The sequence below is a fragment of the Coprococcus sp. ART55/1 genome (genome assembly GCF_000210595.1).
GTDB classification, from domain to species: Bacteria; Bacillota; Clostridia; order Lachnospirales; family Lachnospiraceae; genus Coprococcus; species Coprococcus aceti.
Window position 1 is genome coordinate 1,412,244 of the sequence record NC_021018.1, and the last position, 20,679, is coordinate 1,432,922.

General features: G+C 45.8%; 18 protein-coding genes. 1 reads left to right on the forward strand and 17 read right to left on the reverse strand.

The window, feature by feature from the left end:
• Positions 1-62: 62 nt before the first annotated feature.
• The 17 genes from thrS to CCU_RS06635 all read right to left on the reverse strand — a co-directional run bounded on the left by thrS (position 63) and on the right by CCU_RS06635 (position 19,673).
• Positions 63-1,826: a threonine--tRNA ligase gene (gene thrS, locus CCU_RS06560; RefSeq protein ID WP_015534028.1), complete on the reverse strand. Its 1,764-nt coding sequence runs from the start codon at positions 1,824-1,826 to the stop codon at positions 63-65.
• A gap of 494 nt (positions 1,827-2,320) precedes the next feature.
• A complete protein-coding gene (locus CCU_RS06565; RefSeq protein ID WP_015534029.1) occupies positions 2,321-3,340 on the reverse strand; it encodes a S66 family peptidase in 1,020 nt (339 codons plus the stop codon).
• Positions 3,341-3,430: 90 nt separating this feature from the next.
• Positions 3,431-3,739, reverse strand: a complete 309-nt coding sequence (locus CCU_RS06570) for an AzlD domain-containing protein (protein WP_004851383.1) — start codon at positions 3,737-3,739, stop codon at positions 3,431-3,433.
• On the reverse strand, positions 3,739-4,446 hold the full coding sequence (locus CCU_RS06575; protein ID WP_004851386.1) for an AzlC family ABC transporter permease: 708 nt from the start codon (positions 4,444-4,446) through the stop codon (positions 3,739-3,741). The genes CCU_RS06570 and CCU_RS06575 overlap by 1 nt, the downstream gene beginning before the upstream one ends.
• A gap of 32 nt (positions 4,447-4,478) precedes the next feature.
• Positions 4,479-6,599: a transglutaminase-like domain-containing protein gene (locus tag CCU_RS06580; protein ID WP_208896057.1), complete on the reverse strand. Its 2,121-nt coding sequence runs from the start codon at positions 6,597-6,599 to the stop codon at positions 4,479-4,481.
• Positions 6,600-6,638: 39 nt separating this feature from the next.
• Positions 6,639-7,730 carry a DUF58 domain-containing protein gene (locus CCU_RS06585; RefSeq protein WP_015534030.1) on the reverse strand — a complete coding sequence of 364 codons (1,092 nt, stop codon included), beginning with the start codon at positions 7,728-7,730 and terminating at the stop codon, positions 6,639-6,641.
• A gap of 36 nt (positions 7,731-7,766) precedes the next feature.
• Positions 7,767-8,726 carry an AAA family ATPase gene (locus CCU_RS06590; RefSeq protein WP_015534031.1) on the reverse strand — a complete coding sequence of 320 codons (960 nt, stop codon included), beginning with the start codon at positions 8,724-8,726 and terminating at the stop codon, positions 7,767-7,769.
• 74 nt (positions 8,727-8,800) lie between these two features.
• Complete coding sequence (locus CCU_RS06595) at positions 8,801-9,601, reverse strand: tetratricopeptide repeat protein (RefSeq protein ID WP_015534032.1); 801 nt, start codon at positions 9,599-9,601, stop codon at positions 8,801-8,803.
• Positions 9,602-9,642: 41 nt separating this feature from the next.
• A complete protein-coding gene (locus CCU_RS06600; RefSeq protein ID WP_015534033.1) occupies positions 9,643-10,632 on the reverse strand; it encodes a 2-hydroxyacid dehydrogenase in 990 nt (329 codons plus the stop codon).
• Between the two features lie 106 nt (positions 10,633-10,738).
• The gene (locus CCU_RS06605; RefSeq protein WP_015534034.1) at positions 10,739-12,274 is read right to left on the reverse strand and encodes a HAMP domain-containing sensor histidine kinase; all 1,536 of its coding nucleotides are present in this window, start codon (positions 12,272-12,274) and stop codon (positions 10,739-10,741) included.
• A gap of 1 nt (position 12,275) precedes the next feature.
• The gene (locus tag CCU_RS06610) at positions 12,276-12,986 is read right to left on the reverse strand and encodes a response regulator transcription factor (protein WP_015534035.1); all 711 of its coding nucleotides are present in this window, start codon (positions 12,984-12,986) and stop codon (positions 12,276-12,278) included.
• 255 nt (positions 12,987-13,241) lie between these two features.
• A complete protein-coding gene (locus CCU_RS06615; RefSeq protein WP_015534036.1) occupies positions 13,242-14,741 on the reverse strand; it encodes a TrkH family potassium uptake protein in 1,500 nt (499 codons plus the stop codon).
• A gap of 23 nt (positions 14,742-14,764) precedes the next feature.
• On the reverse strand, positions 14,765-16,168 hold the full coding sequence (trkA, locus tag CCU_RS06620; RefSeq protein ID WP_055147099.1) for a Trk system potassium transporter TrkA: 1,404 nt from the start codon (positions 16,166-16,168) through the stop codon (positions 14,765-14,767).
• A gap of 94 nt (positions 16,169-16,262) precedes the next feature.
• Positions 16,263-16,397: a hypothetical protein gene (locus CCU_RS14275; protein WP_015534037.1), complete on the reverse strand. Its 135-nt coding sequence runs from the start codon at positions 16,395-16,397 to the stop codon at positions 16,263-16,265.
• A 39-nt stretch (positions 16,398-16,436) separates the two neighbouring features.
• Complete coding sequence (locus CCU_RS06625) at positions 16,437-17,204, reverse strand: hypothetical protein (RefSeq protein ID WP_015534038.1); 768 nt, start codon at positions 17,202-17,204, stop codon at positions 16,437-16,439.
• Positions 17,188-18,693, reverse strand: a complete 1,506-nt coding sequence (locus tag CCU_RS06630; RefSeq protein WP_015534039.1) for an AAA family ATPase — start codon at positions 18,691-18,693, stop codon at positions 17,188-17,190. The genes CCU_RS06625 and CCU_RS06630 overlap by 17 nt, the downstream gene beginning before the upstream one ends.
• A gap of 101 nt (positions 18,694-18,794) precedes the next feature.
• Positions 18,795-19,673 (reverse strand): AraC family transcriptional regulator, encoded by an 879-nt coding sequence (locus CCU_RS06635; protein WP_015534040.1) that lies wholly within the window; start codon positions 19,671-19,673, stop codon positions 18,795-18,797.
• A 195-nt stretch (positions 19,674-19,868) separates the two neighbouring features.
• Here CCU_RS06635 and CCU_RS06640 point away from each other — a divergent pair.
• Positions 19,869-20,679 (forward strand): MATE family efflux transporter (locus CCU_RS06640; RefSeq protein WP_208896058.1); only part of this gene is annotated, 811 nt, incomplete at its 3' end.

A 20,679-nucleotide genomic window follows, 5' to 3' on the forward strand; every position in this document is an offset into this window, starting at 1 on the left:
AAAAAATAATACCCTGTCCTTTCGGACAGGGTAAGTGAACCTGTGGTGTAAAATTTTCACTCTTACTTGTGAGCCATTGTCTTGATCTCTGTGTCGATCCTCTGTACGAACTCGTCAAGTGGAAGAACTGTTGTGTCAGCCTCACCGTGGAGTCTGTATGATACTGTTCCGTTCTCAGCCTCGTTGAATCCGATTACGAGAAGGTATGGAACCTTCTGAACCTGACCCTCACGCATACGATAACCAAGCTTCTCTGCTCTGTCATCAAGCTCTACACGAACGTCGATGGCATCAAGGGCATCAACAACCTTGTGAGCATAAGCCATAAGATCCTCGTTGTCTGTCTTTACAGGCATAACTCTTACCTGTACAGGTGCAAGCCATGTTGGCAGATTGCCCTTTGTCTCCTCAAGGATATAAGCCATGAATCTGTCGAGAGATCCAAGGATAGCTCTGTGGAGAACTACAGGTGTCTTCTTCTCGCCGTCCTTGTCGATATACTTCAGATCGAACTTAGCTGGCAGACAGAAGTCGAGCTGACATGTCGAGAGTGTATACTCATTTCCTACGGCCGGCTTAACATTTACATCAAGCTTTGGTCCGTAGAATGCAGCCTCACCGATCTCCTCTGTGTAATCGATTCCTATATCATCAAGAACTTTTCTAAGTGCATTCTCTGCTTTGTTCCACATCTCATCGTCATCGTGATACTTTACCTTGTCCTCTGGGTCACGGAGTGACAGTACGCATCTGTAATCTGTGATTCCGAAATCCTTGTATGTGTCAAATATGAGCTTAACAACTCCTGCAAACTCTTCCTCGATCTGGTCTGGTGTCACAAATATATGTGAATCGTTCTGACAGAAGTGTCTTCCTCTCTCAATACCCTTGAGTGTACCACTTGCCTCAAATCTGAAGTCGTGTGCGATCTCAGCGATCCTGATAGGAAGATCCTTATATGAGTGCATCTTGTTTGCATATATCATCATGTGGTGTGGGCAGTTCATTGGACGAAGTACAAATGACTCTCCCTCCATCTCCATTGCCGGGAACATGTTGTCCTTGTAGTGATCCCAGTGACCTGATGTCTTGTAGAGGTTTACTGTACCTACACAAGGTGTCATAACGTGGAGATAGCCAAGCTTTCTCTCCTTGCGCTTGATGTAGTTCTCAAGCTCCTGCCATACTGTATATCCCTTTGGAAGGAACATTGGAAGTCCACGTCCTACGAGGTCATCAACCATGAAGAGCTGCATGTCCTTGCCGATCTTTCTGTGGTCTCTCTCCTTAGCCTCTTCAAGTAACTGAAGATGCTCCTCAAGCTCCTCCTTTGTAGGGAAGCACACACCGTATATTCTCTGGAGAACCTTGTTCTTGCTGTCGCCCTTCCAGTAAGCTCCTGAATGTCTGATGAGCTTGAAGTTACGGCAAAGCTTTACATTGTCTACGTGAGGTCCACGGCAGAGGTCTGTGAAATCACCCTGCTCATAGCATGTGATCGTTCCATCCTCAAGTCCATTTATAAGATCGAGCTTGTACTCGTCATCCTTGAACATCTCAAGAGCTTCTTCCTTGGATATCTCCTTGCGGATGATCTTCTTGCCGCTCTTGGCAATCTTCTTCATCTCTTTCTCGATGGCTGCGAGATCTTCCTCGCCTCTGATAACGTCATCGCCGAGATCTACATCATAGTAGAATCCTTCTGCAACTACCGGTCCTACCCAGAACTTTGCCTGTGGGTACAAATGCTTGATAGCCTGTGCCATAAGATGTGCACAGGAATGATTCAGTGTCTTAAGCTGTTCGTCTTCTTTGAAATTAACCATGTCAGTTCTCCTTCTTACTTCTTATAAAGTGAAAATACGTTGCAGACGCAGCAGACATCAATATATTCTGCCCGGCGTCTGGTTATACATGAGCTTTCTGTAACAACTAAAAAAGCACCCTTAGATATAATCTATCTAAGGGTGCGTATGCACGTTTCCACCTTAACTTTTAACTCAATTATGCCTTTAACGCAGCTACGCGGTGACGCTTATATCGCGCACGGCTCGGGAGTGGTCTTCATGTGATATATCATAAGCTGCTCCCACCATATGTTCTGGCTCACGTCTGATTCATATCTGAGTCCGATTCACATATGCAGCTCTCTCTGGATGCATCCACCACACTACTCTTTCCGTCTATGCCTTTGTCTTATCTGCCACCTAGTGTAGCACGATATATTTTTTTTCACAATAGTATTTTTTATTTTTTTGCCTTTATTTTTTCAACCATTTTCAGCCTTTTTCAGCCAATCAAACAGCCAACAGACTTCTCTCTACCTCATTTCCATGGAAAGACTCATATCCTGGCCGTCCACCATAAGAGTTCCCATGCTGCCGCATACCACAGGCATCATCGGTGACAGATGTCCGAGATCCACATCCATCACGACAGGCACATTGTATTTTCCTATGATCCCCAGCACAGCCTGATACTGGTCAAGGCCCATCATCTCCTGTCCGAACTGCAGCGGTCTGCCGATCATAAAGCCCTTACAGTATCTGAACCATCCGCCGTTGTCCATCTGCCACATGGCTCGTCTTATGGACATGACGTTCAGATCACAGGACTCGAGGAACCAGATAAATCCATCATCCTTATATCTCTCAAGGAATTCGCCAACATGGTCAAACTTTGTTCCTATAAGGTTCACCAGACAGTCCATGCAGCCGCCTATCATTCGCCCGCTCACCTGGAACTTCTCAGGATAGCCCTTTATCACTCTTGGCTCTGTAATGTTGTATGGCAAGAATGGATGTTCCTCATCCCTGAGGGATTCCTTCTCCCATCCGTCATATCCGGCAAATGACAGTTTCTGTCCCTGAAGGACCGCCATAGCATCCGCAACTGATCGGTGCCACGGCTCTTGTCCAAATGCCGCCGCACACGGACCATATATGGACGCCGTATCGCACAATGTCGTGAGCAGGAATGTGAGATTTGTGTTGTCCGAATATCCCATAAACCACTTCGGATCTGCTGCCCTCAGTCTGTCAAAATCAACATAGTTAAGTATCTCGCACATGAGCTCTCCGCCGCCACAGGATATGAGCGCATCGTTCTTCTCCGATGTGTAATAGTCATTTATCTCCTGACCGCACAGCTCCGGCTTGTTGCTGATTCCTATGCCATCACCAGTATAACAGTTGGGACCGATCTGTATACCAAAACCCATATTCCTGAAGTTCTCCTGCGCTCTGCCAAATGCAGTCTTATACGGCTCTGTATCACAGCCAAATGATGGCGCAACGAAACCTATCGCATCGCCCTTTTTTATAAATTTCGGAAATCTCATATATCATACACAGGTATTTCCTGCTTACCTCCTTCTTATCGTTTTATCATATTCAGCCATCCGGTCCAAATCTCCAGACATCATAGATTTCTACATCAGTTTTAATATCCACTCCACCACGAACACGGTCACACATGCCGCAGCGGCAACTACTATAAGTCCCTTCTGCTTTATTCCCAGTATGAGTGCAACCGCAAATCCACACACAGCGCTTATAATACTCTCCGTACTGTATAAAATGGACGGAAGTGTCAGCGCCGTGAGACATGAATACGGCACATAATATAGAAATGAATTGACAAATCTGTTCTCTATCTTCTTGCGGAACGCCACCAGCGGCACCATTCTTATGAGGTAGGTGACGACCGCCATGGTTATTATATATATGTATATATTCATCACTGCACCTCCTTTTTCTCAGCAGTTCCCACTGGGAAGAATATAGCCCCTATCACAGAGGCTGCCACCGTGCTTATGATTATGGCAATTCCAGTCGATATAAACTTGAATATCGGAACGTAATACAACACGCATGATATGGCAGCAGCCACAAGTGCCACTATGGCAACCGGTCTGGACTTCCTGGCAACCGGCATGACTATGGCGACGAACATTCCGTAGAGTGCCAGACTGAGTGCGCTGCTGATTGACTTTGGAAGAAGTCCTGAGGCAATCGCACCGAACAGCGTTCCGCCCGTCCAGCCGACTATCGGAAGGAGCTGAAGTCCTATCATATACCCAAATGTCAATTCCTTCACATGGCCCATCGCCACCGCAAATATCTCGTCAGTATTTGCAAATGCTATTACGAGTCTCTCCTTGATTCCAACTGCCTCCCCAAGCTTCTGTGAAAGTGACAGGCTCATGAGAGAATATCTCAGATTGATTATGAACTGGGTGAGTATCATCTCAACCAGCGTTCCCCCTGCAAGGATAATCTTGAGTCCTGCAAACTGTCCCGCACTGGTTACATTTGTCAGGCTTATGATGACCGCCTGAAAACTTGTGAGTCCGCCCTTTACCGCCAGCAGACCAAAACTAAAACTTACTGCGAAATACCCCAGTGCTATCGGTATTCCATCCTTTAACCCTTTTCTAAATTCCATCTTAAATACTACTTCTTTCGTGACAAATTATGTTATCTCTTCCTTCTGCGTCCTCCGCAGTCGTAACACTTTACATACTTCCACACAAACCTGTCCTTGAACCCAAGGCCAAGATATGTGTATGCCCTTACCTTTGTATACAGCTTTCTGGCAGCCGCGATCTGCCTGTCATCCGGCTCAACGCGTCCGTATACAGCAGCCTGAACCCATTTTATAAACTCTGTGAACTCATCGCCCTTTATAAAGCTGCACGACTCCGTTACAGTGTCGGCATACTCCGTGTCGTTCTCACTGACGTTCTCTATGGCACCAGAAAACACCATCATATCATACATCGCCGTGGACATCTCGTATATAGCTGATATCCTGTTTCTTCCCACAAGCCTGTGTCTCCTGCGCGCAACTATCGTCCTTCTTCTGAAGATGACTGCGCCCCACAATATCAGTATCACGGCAAGCACAACAACGACTGTTCTGAATACTCTGTTCTGTACAAGCTCCGACAGACCATCCCCGGCATCCCCTGGTGATCCCGACTGCGCATCTCCACTGCCATCATTCGGGACATCGACCTGATTGCCATTTTCTCCTGTGCCATTTGAAGAATCACCATCCGTCTCCGTAGTGACTTCTGTATTCTCTGACATCTGGGTTGTCGAATCAGTTGTCGCCTCCGTTGTTACATCCGGACTTGAAGTCTCCTCAGAAGTCTCCGGATCCTCTGTATCATCCGATGAATTGTCCGCAGTATTATCACCGCTGTAATCCGGTTCCTTCGGTATCCCCAAAGTATCCGCCCTGTCTCCAAGCGGTGTGGCATCCACGATCACCCAGTCACCGGCATCCTCACTGTACGCTTCAATCCACGCATGACTGTATTTATCCAGAACCACCGCACGGTATGTTCCATCCGACTGCTTTATCCACGCAGACGACGGCACCACATAACCTGTATTATACACGGTGGAGATTCCCAGTATCCTGAAGCCCACCGCCGCCGCAGAAGCAAAGTGAACACAATATCCCTCATGAACGTCATACATCGCACTGTTGACCGGATCCTCACCCTCGGTAAATTTCTTTGGTGCTGTGGTATATGACATATGCTGTCTTATATATGTCACCAGTTTGTCCATGACCTCATTTGAAAACTTCTTATCTGGCGCATATCCCTGTATCTCTGATTCGTATCTTGCAAATGTATCCTTATCATAATACACCATGACCTCATCATCAGGGCTGTGTCCATCCGCCCTTCCGTGCCACGACCCATTCTCATATGTAACATAGCTTCTCGACTTGACGTAGAGATTTCCCTGAGGCTTATCCTCCCTGATTATCTCATCCACAACTTCATCACCGGGATTGACCTCAGAATCATCCACCTTATAGTAACCTGAATATCCTTTGTTACTTTCCCCCGACAGAAAATATTCCATGTTGTCCACCATGTCGAGCAGTTTCCCTTGTTCCTTCACACCTCTGTCGTATACGCTGTCATATACAAGAAGGGTGACAACAAGGCACGCGGCAAATACCGTCACAGGAACTGCAATGTTCCACACCACCGACAGCGGCTGTCCCATTCTCATGAGAACATATCTCGCCACGATAAGTGACAATACAGTAAGCACTACTCCGGGTGCACTCACAGGTACACTGAGTGTTGCGCCAGCAAGCATAAACAAAAATGCAAGTCCGATAGCTATCATCAGACTGTTACACCTGTATATCATATAAGTGGCAAAGAACATTGACACCGCCACTATAAAAAGCACAAATTCCGTCACAGCACTCACGCTGACATAGTCAAGATCTATGAGTCCTGTCTTTATCCCATAAACCTTTTTCAGATCATATGCTATGCTGTATACCATGCCCTTTCCTCCGGCATAGAGCAGCTTTCTTCTGGCAAGCCCCCATCCCAGCAACACAGTAACCGGAACCACAATATCCAGTATCCTCTGTTCTTTTCTCAAAATGTACCACAGAGAATAAACCAGTGCTATCACCAGACTTCCTATGATATACGCACCCACAAGATTGGTGGAGTCCATATATTTATTTATATCCGAGCTGTATGCGATATCGCCCACAAGGTATGTCATACCAAGCGACAACGCCCATACAGCCAGTCCCAAAACAACTCTCAATTCCACACCTCTGTAATTCTATGATGATGCCTGGAGAATCTACACCGTGATATAGGATTTTGCAAGATCCTCCTTTATGGTTTCAAATCCCACCTGAAAACTTTCATCTCCACACTCTATATTGCCATTCATGTCTATGTCGATGAAGCTTGTGAAATCCTCACCTCTGTATCTCTCTCTGTACATTCCTATCACATCGTAGCTGTCATTTGTCCTGGCATCCACATACGACAACCTTGCAGCGGCATCGTACACATCCTCCTCACGGACTATGCGGTATCTCGTTATGGACATCTCCTCCGGATCATACCACGCTATAAAGTGAGGGACTTTAACATCTATCAGTGAAAAGCTCACCGATACCATGGATTCCAGCGCAACAGACATTGCCTGTCCATAGTGACGGCAGTTTCTTCCATCGAGATCCATACAGATGATGACCGGACACGACAATGCCTTTGATGTATCCCTGACCATTATCTCATCCTGTCTGGCCGACAACTTCCAGTGGATACGGGTCATCCTGTCTCCAGGTCTGTACTCTCTCACCTGATACACCTCGGTCGAGTCATCGCTTCTCACATCCGAATAATATACATCACTGTCCGTCACAAAATCTCTTGTGTTCTTCGTGACCTCCACCGGAACGAGATAGCACTGAGGCAATACGTAAATGTACGCCGTTCCACCAACCTTTTTCCTGATCGAGAAAATATGGAAAGCATCATATATCCTGACGCCCGATGCCTTTATCTCGTATCTTCCGCTGACATCCAGCTTCATCTTTCCCACGCACTTTCCATACCTGTCATCTATCTGTTCAAATGTACTCTTCTTCTTTTTCTTCATACCCGGAGCAAGAACACTGAACACCGCTGCCACATGGGGTACCTGACCACCGGTGGCAGATACCGCAAGTTCCGGACAAAATGTACTGTTCTTCTCAACCACAGGTATATTCATCTGCATCTTAACACTGGTTCTTATGTATCGCACGATCAGCCCGGCTATAAGACTCAGCATGACAGCAGTCATGATCACCGCTGCGAAAAAGTATGATTTTTCTTTATTGATTATTCCTATATATACACATGCCCCTATCAGGACAATATACAATATTCCTCGTCTCATACGACATCCTACCACTACACGCTTCCAAATCTCATGCTACTTTTTCGCCGAACTTCTTCGTCTAACCGACGGTTTGTACACCCTCTCCATTATGTCCTTGAGCACAGCCTCCTGTGTTATGTGGTTCACCCTTGCCTTGGCACTTAAGACTATCCTGTGTCTTATGACGTCCGTCCACACCATCTGCACATCCTCAGGTATGACAAAATCTCTCCCGCTTATATATGCCCAGCTCTTCGCCATCTTGGTGAGGGCTATCGTTCCTCTTGGACTCACTCCTAGCTCAAGGCTTGGATTCTCTCTGGTTCCAACAACAAGCTGGCCTATATAAGAATACACGTCATCGCTGACCTTGACATGCTTTACTTCCTCCCTGATAAGCCGTAGCTCAGACGCACCTATTACAGGCTGTACATCCTGAAAGCCATCAGCGGAGGTTCTTCCCTTAACTATATCCAGCTCGCTCTCTATGGATGGATATCCCAGCTTAAGGCACACCATAAATCTGTCGAGCTGGGAATCAGGAAGAAGCTGTGTTCCGGCACTGCCGATAGGGTTCTCCGTGGCAATTACTATAAATGGATCCGGAACCTGATATGTCACTCCATCCACAGTCACATGTCCCTCCTCCATAACCTCGAGAAGTGCCGACTGTGTCTTTGGAGATGTTCTGTTTATCTCATCTGCGAGGAACAGATTGCACATAACAGCACCCGGTCTGTACACAAACTGATTTGTCGCCTTATCGTACATCGTAAATCCCGTTATATCTCCCGGAAGGACATCCGGTGTAAACTGGACTCTCTTGTTCTGGAGCCCCATTGCATTTGCAAATGCAAGAGCCATCGTCGTCTTGCCGACTCCCGGTACATCGTCCATGAGAATGTTACCGCCTGCGATTATCGCCGCCATTATCTTGGCAATACACACATCCTTGCCTATGACGACCTTCTTCACCTCATCTATAACGTCCATTACCTTGTCATTATAATTCATCTCGTTCTCCCATCCTTCAGATTATCTGTCTACATACGCAACAGGGAGGAAGCTCTTCCACTTCCTCCCTGTTATCATTGCTGCTGAAGCTTCGCCTTTACCGTCTCTATATTATTCATTATAACTCTGTATGTATCATTGTCCCCATAGACACTGTAGAGTTCTTCTGCCGCAAGCTGATAAAATTTGAGTGCCTGCTGGTAGTCCTCCTGTCTGTACCACACCTCTGCAACAGCAGACAGCGCAGCACTGTAGTGATATCCTCTGACACCCTTGAGCTGATATCTGCGCACCGCCTCCGTCAGCTTGTCCTGAGCTTCCTTGAGCCGACCTGCCCTGAGAAGGCTCTCTCCGAGATTGGCATATGTGGCAACAATCTCCGTACCGGCATTCTCATGTCTTTCTATGATGCTGAGCGCGTGCTCCAGTGCATCAACAGCCTTGTCGTAATCGCCAAGCTCCTGATAAATGAGCGCCACGTTGTTATAATAACCCGCCAGCAATATATCATATGGACCGAGCTGCTCCGAATATATGTCATACACCTTCCTGCAATAGGACAGGGCTTCCAACAGGTTACCTGCAGCCCTGTTCTCATTTGCAATATTCATGAGAGCGGTTCCATATGGAACTGTATCTTCAATCCCCATCTTATGAGCGAGCCTCATGACCTGCCTGCAAAAATACAGTGCCTTGTCGTGTTCTCCCGTGGTGCGGTGAAAACCGATAAGCTCATTGTATATCGCAAGCATGGAATCAGTATCCTTTTCATATTCAGCATCGCTGAGTGCCTGGGTAAGGTATCTCTCCACCTCCGGCAGTCTGTTCTCTGCGAACAGCTTATCAAGCCCGCTAAAAACCTCATTTATATTCATATAGTCAACCTCAATTTCTCTCACAATATCCTGTCATCACATCATAACACAATATTCGATTCATTTACAGACCCATTAAGGAAATCCATGGCATTGTCCAGAGTGGTCCTGCTTATCGCCTCCAGTGCCTCCTCTGTAAGGAATCCCTGATGAGACGTCACTATCACATTTGGAAATGACAACAGTCTCGCAGTGATCGAGGACTCCAGTATGTCATCCTCCCTGTTCTCAAATACATTTGGAGTCTCCTCCTCGTATACATCCAGCCCGATTCCGAAGAATTTTCTACTTCTGATCCCTGCTATGAGATCGTCGGTCTTGATGAGTGCACCTCTGGAGGTATTCACCAGGATCACATGATCCTTCATCATGCCAATGGTCTCTTCATTTATCATATGGTAGGTCTCGTCGGTCAGCGGACAGTGAAGCGATATAAGATCAGATCCCGCCAGAAGCTCAGGGAGCTCCACATATCTGACAAAATCAAGGTCCGGATTCTTATACATATCGTAGGCGATCACATCCATTCCAAATCCATGACATATCCTCGCCATGGCAGCCCCGATCTTACCGGTTCCGACGATACCGGCTGTCTTGCCGTAGAAGTTCATGCCTGTAAGTCCGACCAGACTGAAGTTGTTCTCCCTCACCTTTATATAGCTCTTGTGCAGTCTCCTGTTCACCGCCATGGCAAGTGCCATCGCATGCTCCGCCACAGCCTCAGGCGAATAGCCCGGAACCCTCATCACAGTTATACCGCATTTTTTTGCCGCATCCATATCCACGTTGTTGAAGCCCGCGCATCTCATCAGTATAAGCTTCACGCCCGCATCACTCAGCGCATTCACAACGGGTGCACTCACATCCGAGCTGACAAATGCACATATGGCGTCATACCCCTTTGCAAGTCTTGCGGTCTTCACCGACAAATCTGTGTCCACATAATCTATGGTCAGCTTGTCGTACTGATCTTTTATCGCATCGAACGACTCCATGTCATAACGCTTTGTATCATAAAATAATATATTCATATCTGTTCCTCCTGTTTTTTCCTCTATCGGTATAATGTGTAGCATTGCTTTTTTCTATGTACAAAAACGGAGATTCTCTGAACTGTGTACAGAGGATCTCCGTTTATTATTTGCGTGACAGTATAGCTGTAAGTCCCTGAGTCGGAACATGTGAGTCATCGTTATCCAACATGTTAGGCAGTATGAGTGTCGCCTCATACACCTTGCCCTTTCTGCAGGTCGTAAATGATCCATTCATCTCCTCCGCCATCTTCTGACATGTCAAAGTACCTATATGTGTGCTCTCAGCCTTGCTGCTTTCCGGATTTATATAATTTCTGAAATAAATTCTTACCTTTCTCCGATCTATATATACCCTTATATCTATGCTTTTTGATTTGTCCGAATACTTTCTGATGTTGGTAAATACATTGTCGGTTATCCTCTTCATACCCTGAAGATCAACGTAAATTTCGGCTTCCTTGTCCGAGATATCAATGTCGAACTGATATCCATTCTCGCCCAGGAGCACAACATACTCTCCAAGCATCTGGTCAAGGAACGGCCCCGCCGGGAACATCTCCATGTTGAGATCCTCACCGCCCTTTGAATATACATAGAAGTATCTGAACATCTTGTCCGACATCGTCCTGAGCTGCTCCGCCTTCTCAGCACTTATCCTTATGTATTCGTCAAGCTCCTCCTGGGATGAATACTCCTTGTTCTGCATGAGCTCCAGATATCCCGCCATGACTGTGAGCGGAGTTCTTATATCATGGGCCATGGCTGTGACCAGATCACTGTTCGCCTGCCATGCCTCACGCTCCCTGCTGAGCTGCTCAATAATGGTCTGCCTCATGGTGTCTACATTCTCCGCCAGCATACAGATCTCATCCTGACCGTGTATTGTTATCGGCCCATTGATATCCACATCCTTGATATCCATGACCTCATTTGTGAGGCGTCTCATTCTGCCTATCTCTCTTCCGAAATAGACTATTATCACACCGATGAACAGGATACAGCATATGACAAATATCGCTATCTCTCCGACATCCTTGATCGTATCATCCGAATAGTCAACTATGCAGACATCAAACACTCCATCCTTGAATAGCACAGGATAGAAATCGTAGTCAAATTCATTGAGGTCTCCTCGCAGCATGCTGGAATTGCCGTAGTAAGCTCCCTCATCCGCGGTCACCGCATCGGATTTCTTCTGGGATTCGCTGCTCGAGGATGCCTTCCTCTTGATCTTTCTGATATTTCCATAGTTGTCCTGTAACAGAATGATTATCTCACCAGTCTCCGAATTCGTTATGACATATTTGTATGCGCCCTTCTTCTCTATCATCCAGTCAGAGTCGAATACTATATCATTGTTGTTATAAATCAGTATGTACACATTGTCGTGCTGCTCCTGCCATGCCCTGAGTGCCTGCGTATCCGTAGCCTTTATGGAATGGCTGGTCACATATGAAGCAAAGCTCTGGATCTGTCTGGCGGATCTCTTCTGTGTATTCGTGTCACTCATGTATACATTTTTCATGTAGCTGTTCAGTGCAAATGTTCCTGCAAAAAAAGCCGATATGGACAATATTAGCCCAAGCAGTATGATCACAAACAGCTTTACCCTGAGTGTCCGCTTAAATGGCATCTTCATATCAGTCTACCTGATATCCCTTTCCATATATGGTCCTAATGATCTCAGGCTGCGCTGAGTTGTCCTCTATCTTCTGTCTGAGTCTGAGTATGTGTACCATGACCGTATTGGAAGATGAAGGAAGATACTTCTCCTGCCATATATTCTCGTAGAGTGCCTCGAGTGACCATGGCTTTCCTCTGTGCTCCACCAGGAAGAACAGAAGTGCATACTCCTTGTCGGTGAGCTTGATGACCTCACCGTTCTTGATCACAATCCTCTTAAATGAGTCAATATTTATATTGCCGACTGAGATATTCTTTGGATCGGTCTCTGATTTTCCGCGGTACACCTTGTATCTTCTGATAAGAGCATTCACCTTGCGGTTAAACTCGCTCTGGGTGAATGGCTTTGCCAGGAAATCATCGCCACCCACATCGTATGCCTCGTTCTGATCCGGCTCCTTCGTCTTCGCCGTCAAGAAGAGGACTGGGATAGATGAAAACTCTCTGATCTGCTGGCATGCCTCAGTACCTGAAAGCTTTGGCATCATTATGTCCATAACTATGAGATCGATGTCCTTGTCCGCACGCACGGTCTCGACAGCCTCAACTCCATCGGCAGCCTCCACAACATCGTATCCAAGTCTCTTGAGATATATATTGAGCAGCGTTCTGATGTCCTGCTCGTCGTCCACTATAAGTACTTTTACAGATTCTTTTTCGTTCTCCATATCGCATTACTCCTTATCCACACCAAATGTATGTACATTATAACAAATACTCATATCTTTATTCCATTCTAAACTTCTTTGTAAGGAAATTTAAGTCATAAAAAAACGGGAACCCTCACTATGTGAGAAGTCCCCGCCTTTTCTTTATAAAATGATTGGAAGAGCTATAGTTAGGTGTGTCTAACTGTTTCTGAGTATATCCAAATTGCCAGCATATGTCAATAACCTGCCCGCCATTTGTAATGATAACATTTATCAGTTCGCTCTTCTCTCCTGTCTTCTTCGCTTTATGCCTCTCCATGCCCCCATGATCATGTCCCTGTACACGCCAGGATTGAATATGAGCAGCAATGGGAAGAGCTCCAGTCGTCCCGCAAGCATGTCAAACATCAGAACATACTTGGTAAATCCCGTCAGCCCGCCAAAGTTTCTGGTAGGTCCTACCTCGGAAAGACCCGGTCCTATATTGTTGAGACACGATGCCACCGCAGTGAAGTTGGTCACCAGATCCCTGCCCTCAAGGGACACAAGAAATACAGACAGGGTAAATATTCCCATCAGCGTGATGAAGTATACATTTACCGCCCTGACTACCTCGTGCTCCACCGGTTTGCCATCCATGTTTATCTTCTTGATATTCTTCGGATGGAAATACGAACTCAGCTCCTTGACAACGGTCTTGAACATTATCACGAGTCTCGACACCTTCATACCGCCACCGGTGCTTCCCGCACAAGCTCCGACAAACATCAGGATGACCAGCACCGTCTTACAGGTCTGTGACCACTGGTCAAAATCCGCCGATGCGTAACCCGTCGTGGTGATGATCGATGCCACCTGGAAGGCCGCATGTCGCAGGGCATCCCACATATTTGACATGGTGTTCATCAGACTTACAAACAGTATCGCCACCGATGTCAGGATGATGAGGAAATATGTCCTGACCTCCTCCATGGAAAGTGCCTTTCGGATGTTCCTGAACAGCACAAAATAATAAAAGTTGAAATTCACACCAAACAATATCATGAACACAGTTACAACCCACTGTATATATGGTGAGAAGCTTCCAAAGCTGTCGTTCTTTATTCCAAAACCGCCTGTTCCGGCTGTTCCAAATGCCGTACACAGAGCATCGAACAATGACATATGTCCAAACATAAGGAAAATGACCTCCAGAACCGTCATTCCGAAGTAGATAACATACAATATCCTGGCAGTGTGCTTGAGTCTTGGAACAAGCTTTCCAACGGATGGCCCCGGGCTCTCCGCCTTCATCAGGTTCATATTTGAACCGGACGCACTGTTCATCGGAATGATGGCAAGCAGGAACACCAGAACTCCCATACCGCCTATCCAGTGGGTAAAGCATCTCCACAGCATCATGCCATGTGACATACTCTCCACATCGCTCAGTATGCTGGCTCCCGTTGTGGTGAATCCCGATATTGTCTCAAACAGTGCATTTGTGAATGAAGGGATCTCCCCTGAAATGACAAATGGCATGCAGCCAAATATACTGAGCAGTATCCAACTGAATGCCGTGGCTACACATCCCTCTTTGAGATATATGGTCTGATTTGCCGGTTTTCTAAGTGTCATAAGCGTTCCTATCACAAGACATGATATTATGACTATAAGGAACGCAAATATTTCATGTTCCTGATATATGAGAGATGTCAGGCATGGAATGATCATGAGCAGACCCTCAAGTCTTATGATCTGGCCAAGTATAAATACTATCATGGAATTATTCATAATCTTCTCCTAATCAAACTGCCTTAAGCAAGTATATCTCTTATATCCGTAAATCCTGTCTCAGTGGTGACTATCATGGCCGTATCTCCAACCTGTATAGAATCCTGACCTGTTGGAAGCAGGATCGAACCGTTTCGATTTATAAATGCTATGAGGAGGTTCTTCTTGAGATTGAGATCCTTCAGCGGTATATCCGTCACCTCCGACTTCTCATCCACACGGAACTCTATCGCCTCAGCTCTTGAGTCAAACATGTGGTAGAGTGTCTCTATGCTGTTACTGTTGGAATTCTTCTTCGCACGGACATATGCGACTATGGACTCCGCAGTTATACTGCATGGATATACAACACTTCCCAGATCGAGGCTGTTTATGACCTCTCTGAAATTGCTCCTGTTTATCTTGGTTATCGTCTTGGCATTTGAATGTTTGCGGGCGTGGAGAGTCAAAAGTATATTCTCCTCGTCGATTCCTGTCAGGGACACAAATGATTCAGTCTCCGCAAGGCCCTCCTCGTTCAAAGTCTCCTGATCCGTTCCATCACCATTTATGATTATCGCCCTCGGCAGAAGGACTGAAAGCTCCTCACAGCGCTTCTTGTTCTCCTCTATGATCTTGACGGATATTCCCATGTTCACGAGCTGTCCAGCCAAATAATATGCGACATTTCCTCCACCGATTATCATGGTGTTTTTGACTCTCGCAGTCTTGAAGCCTATGTGCTCCATGAATTTTCTGGACATAGGCCGTGTTCCCACACATGACATGATGTCACCGGCCTTGAGGACAAAATCACCGGAAGGGATATAGAACTCCCCGGCTCTCTCAACTGCCGCTATAAGTATATTTATCGGCTTCTGTTTATTTGCAAGATCCTTACCGAGATCAGCTATGCTCTTGTTGTCCAGCACGTTCTTCTCCGGGATCTTTATCCTGGTCATCTCCGCCTGTCCGTGTGCAAATGAATTTATCTCAAGAGCCGTTGGCAGATACAGTACCCTCGACACCTCGATTGCAGTCTCAAGCTCAGGGTTTATGATCATGGTAAGTCCAAGCTTCTCCCTGAGATAGCTTGCCTCCTTGCTGTAATCCGGGTCTCTGAGTCTCGCTATGGTCGCGCAGTCTCCGACCTGCTTGGCTATGGTACAACACAGGATGTTGAGCTCATCCGACGACGTGACTGCAGCTATCAAATCTGCGTTCTGTATTCCCGCCTCAAGCTGCACGCTGTGATTTGCTCCGTTTCCAACTATTCCCATAACATCATACTGATTTGCGTATGTTGCGACCTTCTGGGGATCCTTGTCTATGATAGTTATATCATGCCCCTCATTTGCAAGCTGCTTGAGTATGGCCACGCCAACCTTTCCACAGCCCACTATTATGATCTTCAATCCCGTCTTCTTGCTTGATCTGCTACCAAACACGGATTTATCCTCCTTGATTACCTTCAGTTAACTAAGCCAAGTATAGCATGCTAAATATAAAAATCAACACCTGCCACTTTTCTTTACTGAAACCTTACACGAACAGTCTTATTATGCAACACACCAGCACAAATATGACAAATGCTATGCCGACTATCATATTTGTTCTCTTGCTGAAACCTTTGGTGGGTTTTCTGTAGATTCCGTCATCTTCTTTGTTCTTCTTCATAGCCTTTTCTGTCTCCTGTTTTATTGTTATGAGTTTATTTTATATGTGATTTTCCGCAATAGCCTTAAGCCTCTTTATGAGCAGATTCACATTTGTGTGCCTCTTCAAAGAATTTTCCCCACTCTTTATGAAATCCCATGACTCCCCATAAGTCATATCTGTAGTCACAGTCTCATTCTCCTCAAAAAAACGCTCCAGCGATCCCGACGTCTCATGCTTCATCGAGAACTCCGCCGCCCTCCGCACCTTGCCGTGCTCATCTGAATTTGCATCCCGATACAGGAAATGATCCAGGTTGCTCGAAAAATAGTATACGGAGTATTTTATCTTTTTACTTCCTATCTTTATTGATGACAGCGAAGTGAGCACATCCAGATTCGCACTCTTGCAGAGATTGCGCTCCTTCACGTGATCCGGATTTGCCGTCACAATGATATCCGGGTAGTATACCGGCTTGTCTTCATTTCCCCCATCAGTCACGACCAGATTGTCATCTATGTACGCACCATCCATATCCACAAAATGAATTATCTCCACAATGTCCTTCGGATACAGGCCCGTCCTCTTTAGCAGAGGACTGACCATTATCTCATCTATAAACCGCTCTATGTTGTCAGGATGTATGCCATTCTTTGAGGTTATATCACCGCCAAAGCTTCCGTCATCCTGCATGAGCATGGCAAATTCCAGAACAATATCTGGATCTATATCCTCAAGAAGCTGTCCAAATGGCACCTCAAGAGCATTCCGGTCTGACACTCCCTCGACAAGGAACAGGAAGATCTTCTTCTTAGGTCGTTTCCCCATGATCCATACCTGCCTTTCTGAATGCCGATACAATCTTGAACCTCTTCGTATTCCTATACAGCTCCTCGTCCTGTTCTCCAACCACGATCTCCCTGAAATAAGTATTTCTGAGATTGTTGCTGCTTCCGATTCCCTTCATACGGATATACCTATTTCTCGGATTTGTCGTGGTGAAATATATATAATCCTTGCTTATGACCTCCAGCGGTCTGAGGTTATGCGATGTAAATATAAACTGCCCCTTGCCAGACTCCTGGAACGTCTGCAGCACCTCTCCCAGAAGATACTCAAACACACCGGCATCCAGCTCATCTATGGCTATCGTGCACGACTGCTCATTGTACGCATCTATTATCAGACTGAGCACCGACACGATCTTGCGGATACCGTCGGACTCGTACCTGAATGGCATGTGCACTCTTCCGTCAGGCGCAGCCTCCTGATTGTGGAACACGCTCATGTCCGTCTCATTCCTGCTGGACACTATCTCCACCACATGTCCCATACTGCCATCCTTCATGAGGGCAGGCGACAGCTCGTGAAGATCAACATTAAGTCCCGGAACTATCTGGCTGAGGACTATGTTTATATTCTCAAACTGGCTCTTTATCTCGCTGAAGACTATCTCCGGCATGATGTTTGGCACATCCGTCTTCAGAAGGAATTTACCGCTCTGTGTGTATAGCGGAAGTCCGTAGTTGAGTCTTATATATCCTGTTGATTTCGTGTCTACCACATGAAGATAGAGCTGACTGTAGTACGCCAGCTCCAGTATAACCTGATAAAACTCAGAGTATAACCCGCACTCATCGCACACCTTTGCAGTTCCGAGCGAGAAGATAAACGACGCCGACTTTTCCTGCGCCAGTCTTCTCACCACATTCAGCTCATCCACGAACTTTCTGTCATTTGTTATGAAATATTTCTGCTTCGATACAGGCCCGAACGGCATGTCGTCAGTGCATGTGTCAATCACAGGCTGAAGTATCATCTTCCTGCCCTCAAAATCACCTGACATACTCAGTTTCTCACCCGATATGCGGACTCTGTAGCTCGGCTGGCCACTGTTCTGATCCTCTCCTCCGTACTGTCTGAATCCGTTATTTGTCTCATTCTCCACGGCGGACATGAGGAATTCGTACACAACCTTTCGGATGCGTCCGTCCTCGTACTGAAGGTCAAATGTAAACTCCAGTCTGGCCATCTCCTGACCCTTTGCCACACATTCTGCATACACCGCCGGAACTTCAGCTCCAATCATCAGAAGCTTCAGTATGGCAAGCGCCTCTATAAAACTCGTCTTACCCGAGCCATTCTGTCCATAAAGTCCCAATATATCTGATTCTGTTCCATACGGAACAAACTTCTTTCCACAGGCAAATACTATCTCTCCATGCTCCACACTCTTGAAGTTGTCAAGCACCGCTTTCTGCAGTCTTATCGTGGGAAGCCTATCCCAGTGGTCTTCTCTAAATTGTCTGATTCTCATTCACGGTCTCCTCAGATGCTCTTAATATAACGTCATAAAACTGTATTACCATTATATTGTTATCTCCAATTTCCGTCAACAGCCATCAAGTTTTTCGAATTTTATATTCTGTTTTTTTGATCTTTCACAGCTTTACCATTTCTATATCTTAACGGTGGCTCTCCCACCGCCGCAGAAAATTTCCTGATAAAATAACTTACATTTGGGTAACCTGATTTCATGGCAATCTCGGTAACCGACAGATCTGTGGACTCGAGAAGATGCCTTGCATACTTAAGTCTAACATAGTTCACATACTGTGTGAGCGTCATGTGAAATCTCTCACTGAAGAATCTTGACATGTACTTTTCCGACAGATGAAAATGTTCAGAAAGCTCAGCAAGACTTATGTGCTCATGATAATTATCCTGTATATATATAAGTATCTCCTTTTCCAGTCCACCTGACGCTCTCCCTGTCTTCGCTTCAAGCTGATCGTATTCCACTAAAAGATCTACAACCTGCAACAGTCTGATTCTCACCTGTATCTGTCTGTGTGTTCCAAATTTCCCATTTTCCTCTGACAACTCATCAAGAATAGGTATAAGTTTTTCAAGCAGATTCCGATTCGTCACTTCAGGTCTGAATTCCCGTGTGTGATTCCTAAGAGGGAAAAATATCTCATCCTCCAATTCATCCTTGGTCTGAAATGATATGAATTCCATCGGAAACAGAAATGTAAAATAATCCACCGGTGTTTCCGGGGCGGCCATCATATGCAGCACTCCCGGACTTACTATATATACAGCTCCGTCATCCCCTATAAATTTCTGTCCATCAATCTCAACCATAAGTGGACCTTTCCTTACATATATTATCTCCACCTCATCATGCCAATGAACCGGGATCTGGAATGCATGTGGCCAGTATCTCATATGATACTCACAAAATGGATATTCTCTTGTCCCGTGTGGATGATTTTCCTTTAATTCTGCGTACATTGTTATCCCCTGATATTGATTTATTATATATTGTGTTGCCTTTTATATCATGCAACTTCGTCATATTAACTCATATGTAGAATATGTGCAACTTTTAATTGAAATAGTACAAGATTCATGCGGTATCAATGCGATATTATACAATTTAGTTATAACTCATGATTTTATACCCATCACCAAAGGAGTACTGATTATATGAAGAAATTATCCGCACTTTTTATACCTATATGTTTTGAAACACTATTCTATATGCTGTCTGGCATGGTTGACACACTTATGCTCTCATCAGTGGGCGACTATGCCGTGGGTGCTGTCGGAACCGCCAACAGTTATATCGGAATGTTCATCATCATGTTCTCCATCATATCATCCGGCATGATGACGGTCATGACTCAGAATATCGGCGCAGGCAGACCTGGGATTGCTTATCAGGCACGCCAGCTTGGTCTTATATTCAACTCAGTCATAGGTATGGGAATGTCTATATTCCTGTTCATTTTCTCCGGAAATATTCTTGATCTGATTGGAATAGCCGGGAACCTCAGGGAACCTGCCATGAGCTATCTTGAAATCGTTGGCGGAGGGTGCTTCCTGAACGCGCTGATTCCAATATTTGCAAGCTACCTCAGGGCATTTGGACATACAAAGCAGCCTCTCATCGCTACCATAATCGGCAACCTTGTAAACTTCGCCTTAAATGCAGTATTTCTCTTTGCGCTGCATAAAGGGGTGCAGGGTGTCGCTACAGCGACAGTCATATCCAAGGTTATCAACCTTGCAATTGTTATCTTTTTCTCCTGCACCCTTGTAAAAGCAGGAAAAAATCCCGAAAGGCTTTCTAACAGAACTGTCCTTTCACAGATCATCAGAGTCGGACTGCCATCTGCATTCGAATCCGTTCTGTACAATGTCGCCATGATGCTGGTGGTCAAGTTCCTGAACCAGATGGATACTGACGGAATAAATGTCACGGCACGATCCTACGCAGTCCAGATAAGCAACTTCT

Coding starts and splice junctions, on each gene's coding strand:
- thrS (WP_015534028.1), bottom strand. CDS start 1,826: ATGGTTAATTTCAAAGAAGACGAACAGCTTAAGACACTGAATCATTCC.
- CCU_RS06565 (WP_015534029.1), bottom strand. CDS start 3,340: ATGAGATTTCCGAAATTTATAAAAAAGGGCGATGCGATAGGTTTCGTT.
- CCU_RS06570 (WP_004851383.1), bottom strand. CDS start 3,739: ATGAATATATACATATATATAATAACCATGGCGGTCGTCACCTACCTC.
- CCU_RS06575 (WP_004851386.1), bottom strand. CDS start 4,446: ATGGAATTTAGAAAAGGGTTAAAGGATGGAATACCGATAGCACTGGGG.
- CCU_RS06585 (WP_015534030.1), bottom strand. CDS start 7,730: ATGAGACGAGGAATATTGTATATTGTCCTGATAGGGGCATGTGTATAT.
- CCU_RS06590 (WP_015534031.1), bottom strand. CDS start 8,726: ATGAATTATAATGACAAGGTAATGGACGTTATAGATGAGGTGAAGAAG.
- CCU_RS06595 (WP_015534032.1), bottom strand. CDS start 9,601: ATGAATATAAATGAGGTTTTTAGCGGGCTTGATAAGCTGTTCGCAGAG.
- CCU_RS06600 (WP_015534033.1), bottom strand. CDS start 10,632: ATGAATATATTATTTTATGATACAAAGCGTTATGACATGGAGTCGTTC.
- CCU_RS06605 (WP_015534034.1), bottom strand. CDS start 12,274: ATGAAGATGCCATTTAAGCGGACACTCAGGGTAAAGCTGTTTGTGATC.
- CCU_RS06610 (WP_015534035.1), bottom strand. CDS start 12,986: ATGGAGAACGAAAAAGAATCTGTAAAAGTACTTATAGTGGACGACGAG.
- CCU_RS06615 (WP_015534036.1), bottom strand. CDS start 14,741: ATGAATAATTCCATGATAGTATTTATACTTGGCCAGATCATAAGACTT.
- CCU_RS14275 (WP_015534037.1), bottom strand. CDS start 16,397: ATGAAGAAGAACAAAGAAGATGACGGAATCTACAGAAAACCCACCAAA.
- CCU_RS06625 (WP_015534038.1), bottom strand. CDS start 17,204: ATGGGGAAACGACCTAAGAAGAAGATCTTCCTGTTCCTTGTCGAGGGA.
- CCU_RS06630 (WP_015534039.1), bottom strand. CDS start 18,693: ATGAGAATCAGACAATTTAGAGAAGACCACTGGGATAGGCTTCCCACG.
- CCU_RS06635 (WP_015534040.1), bottom strand. CDS start 19,673: ATGTACGCAGAATTAAAGGAAAATCATCCACACGGGACAAGAGAATAT.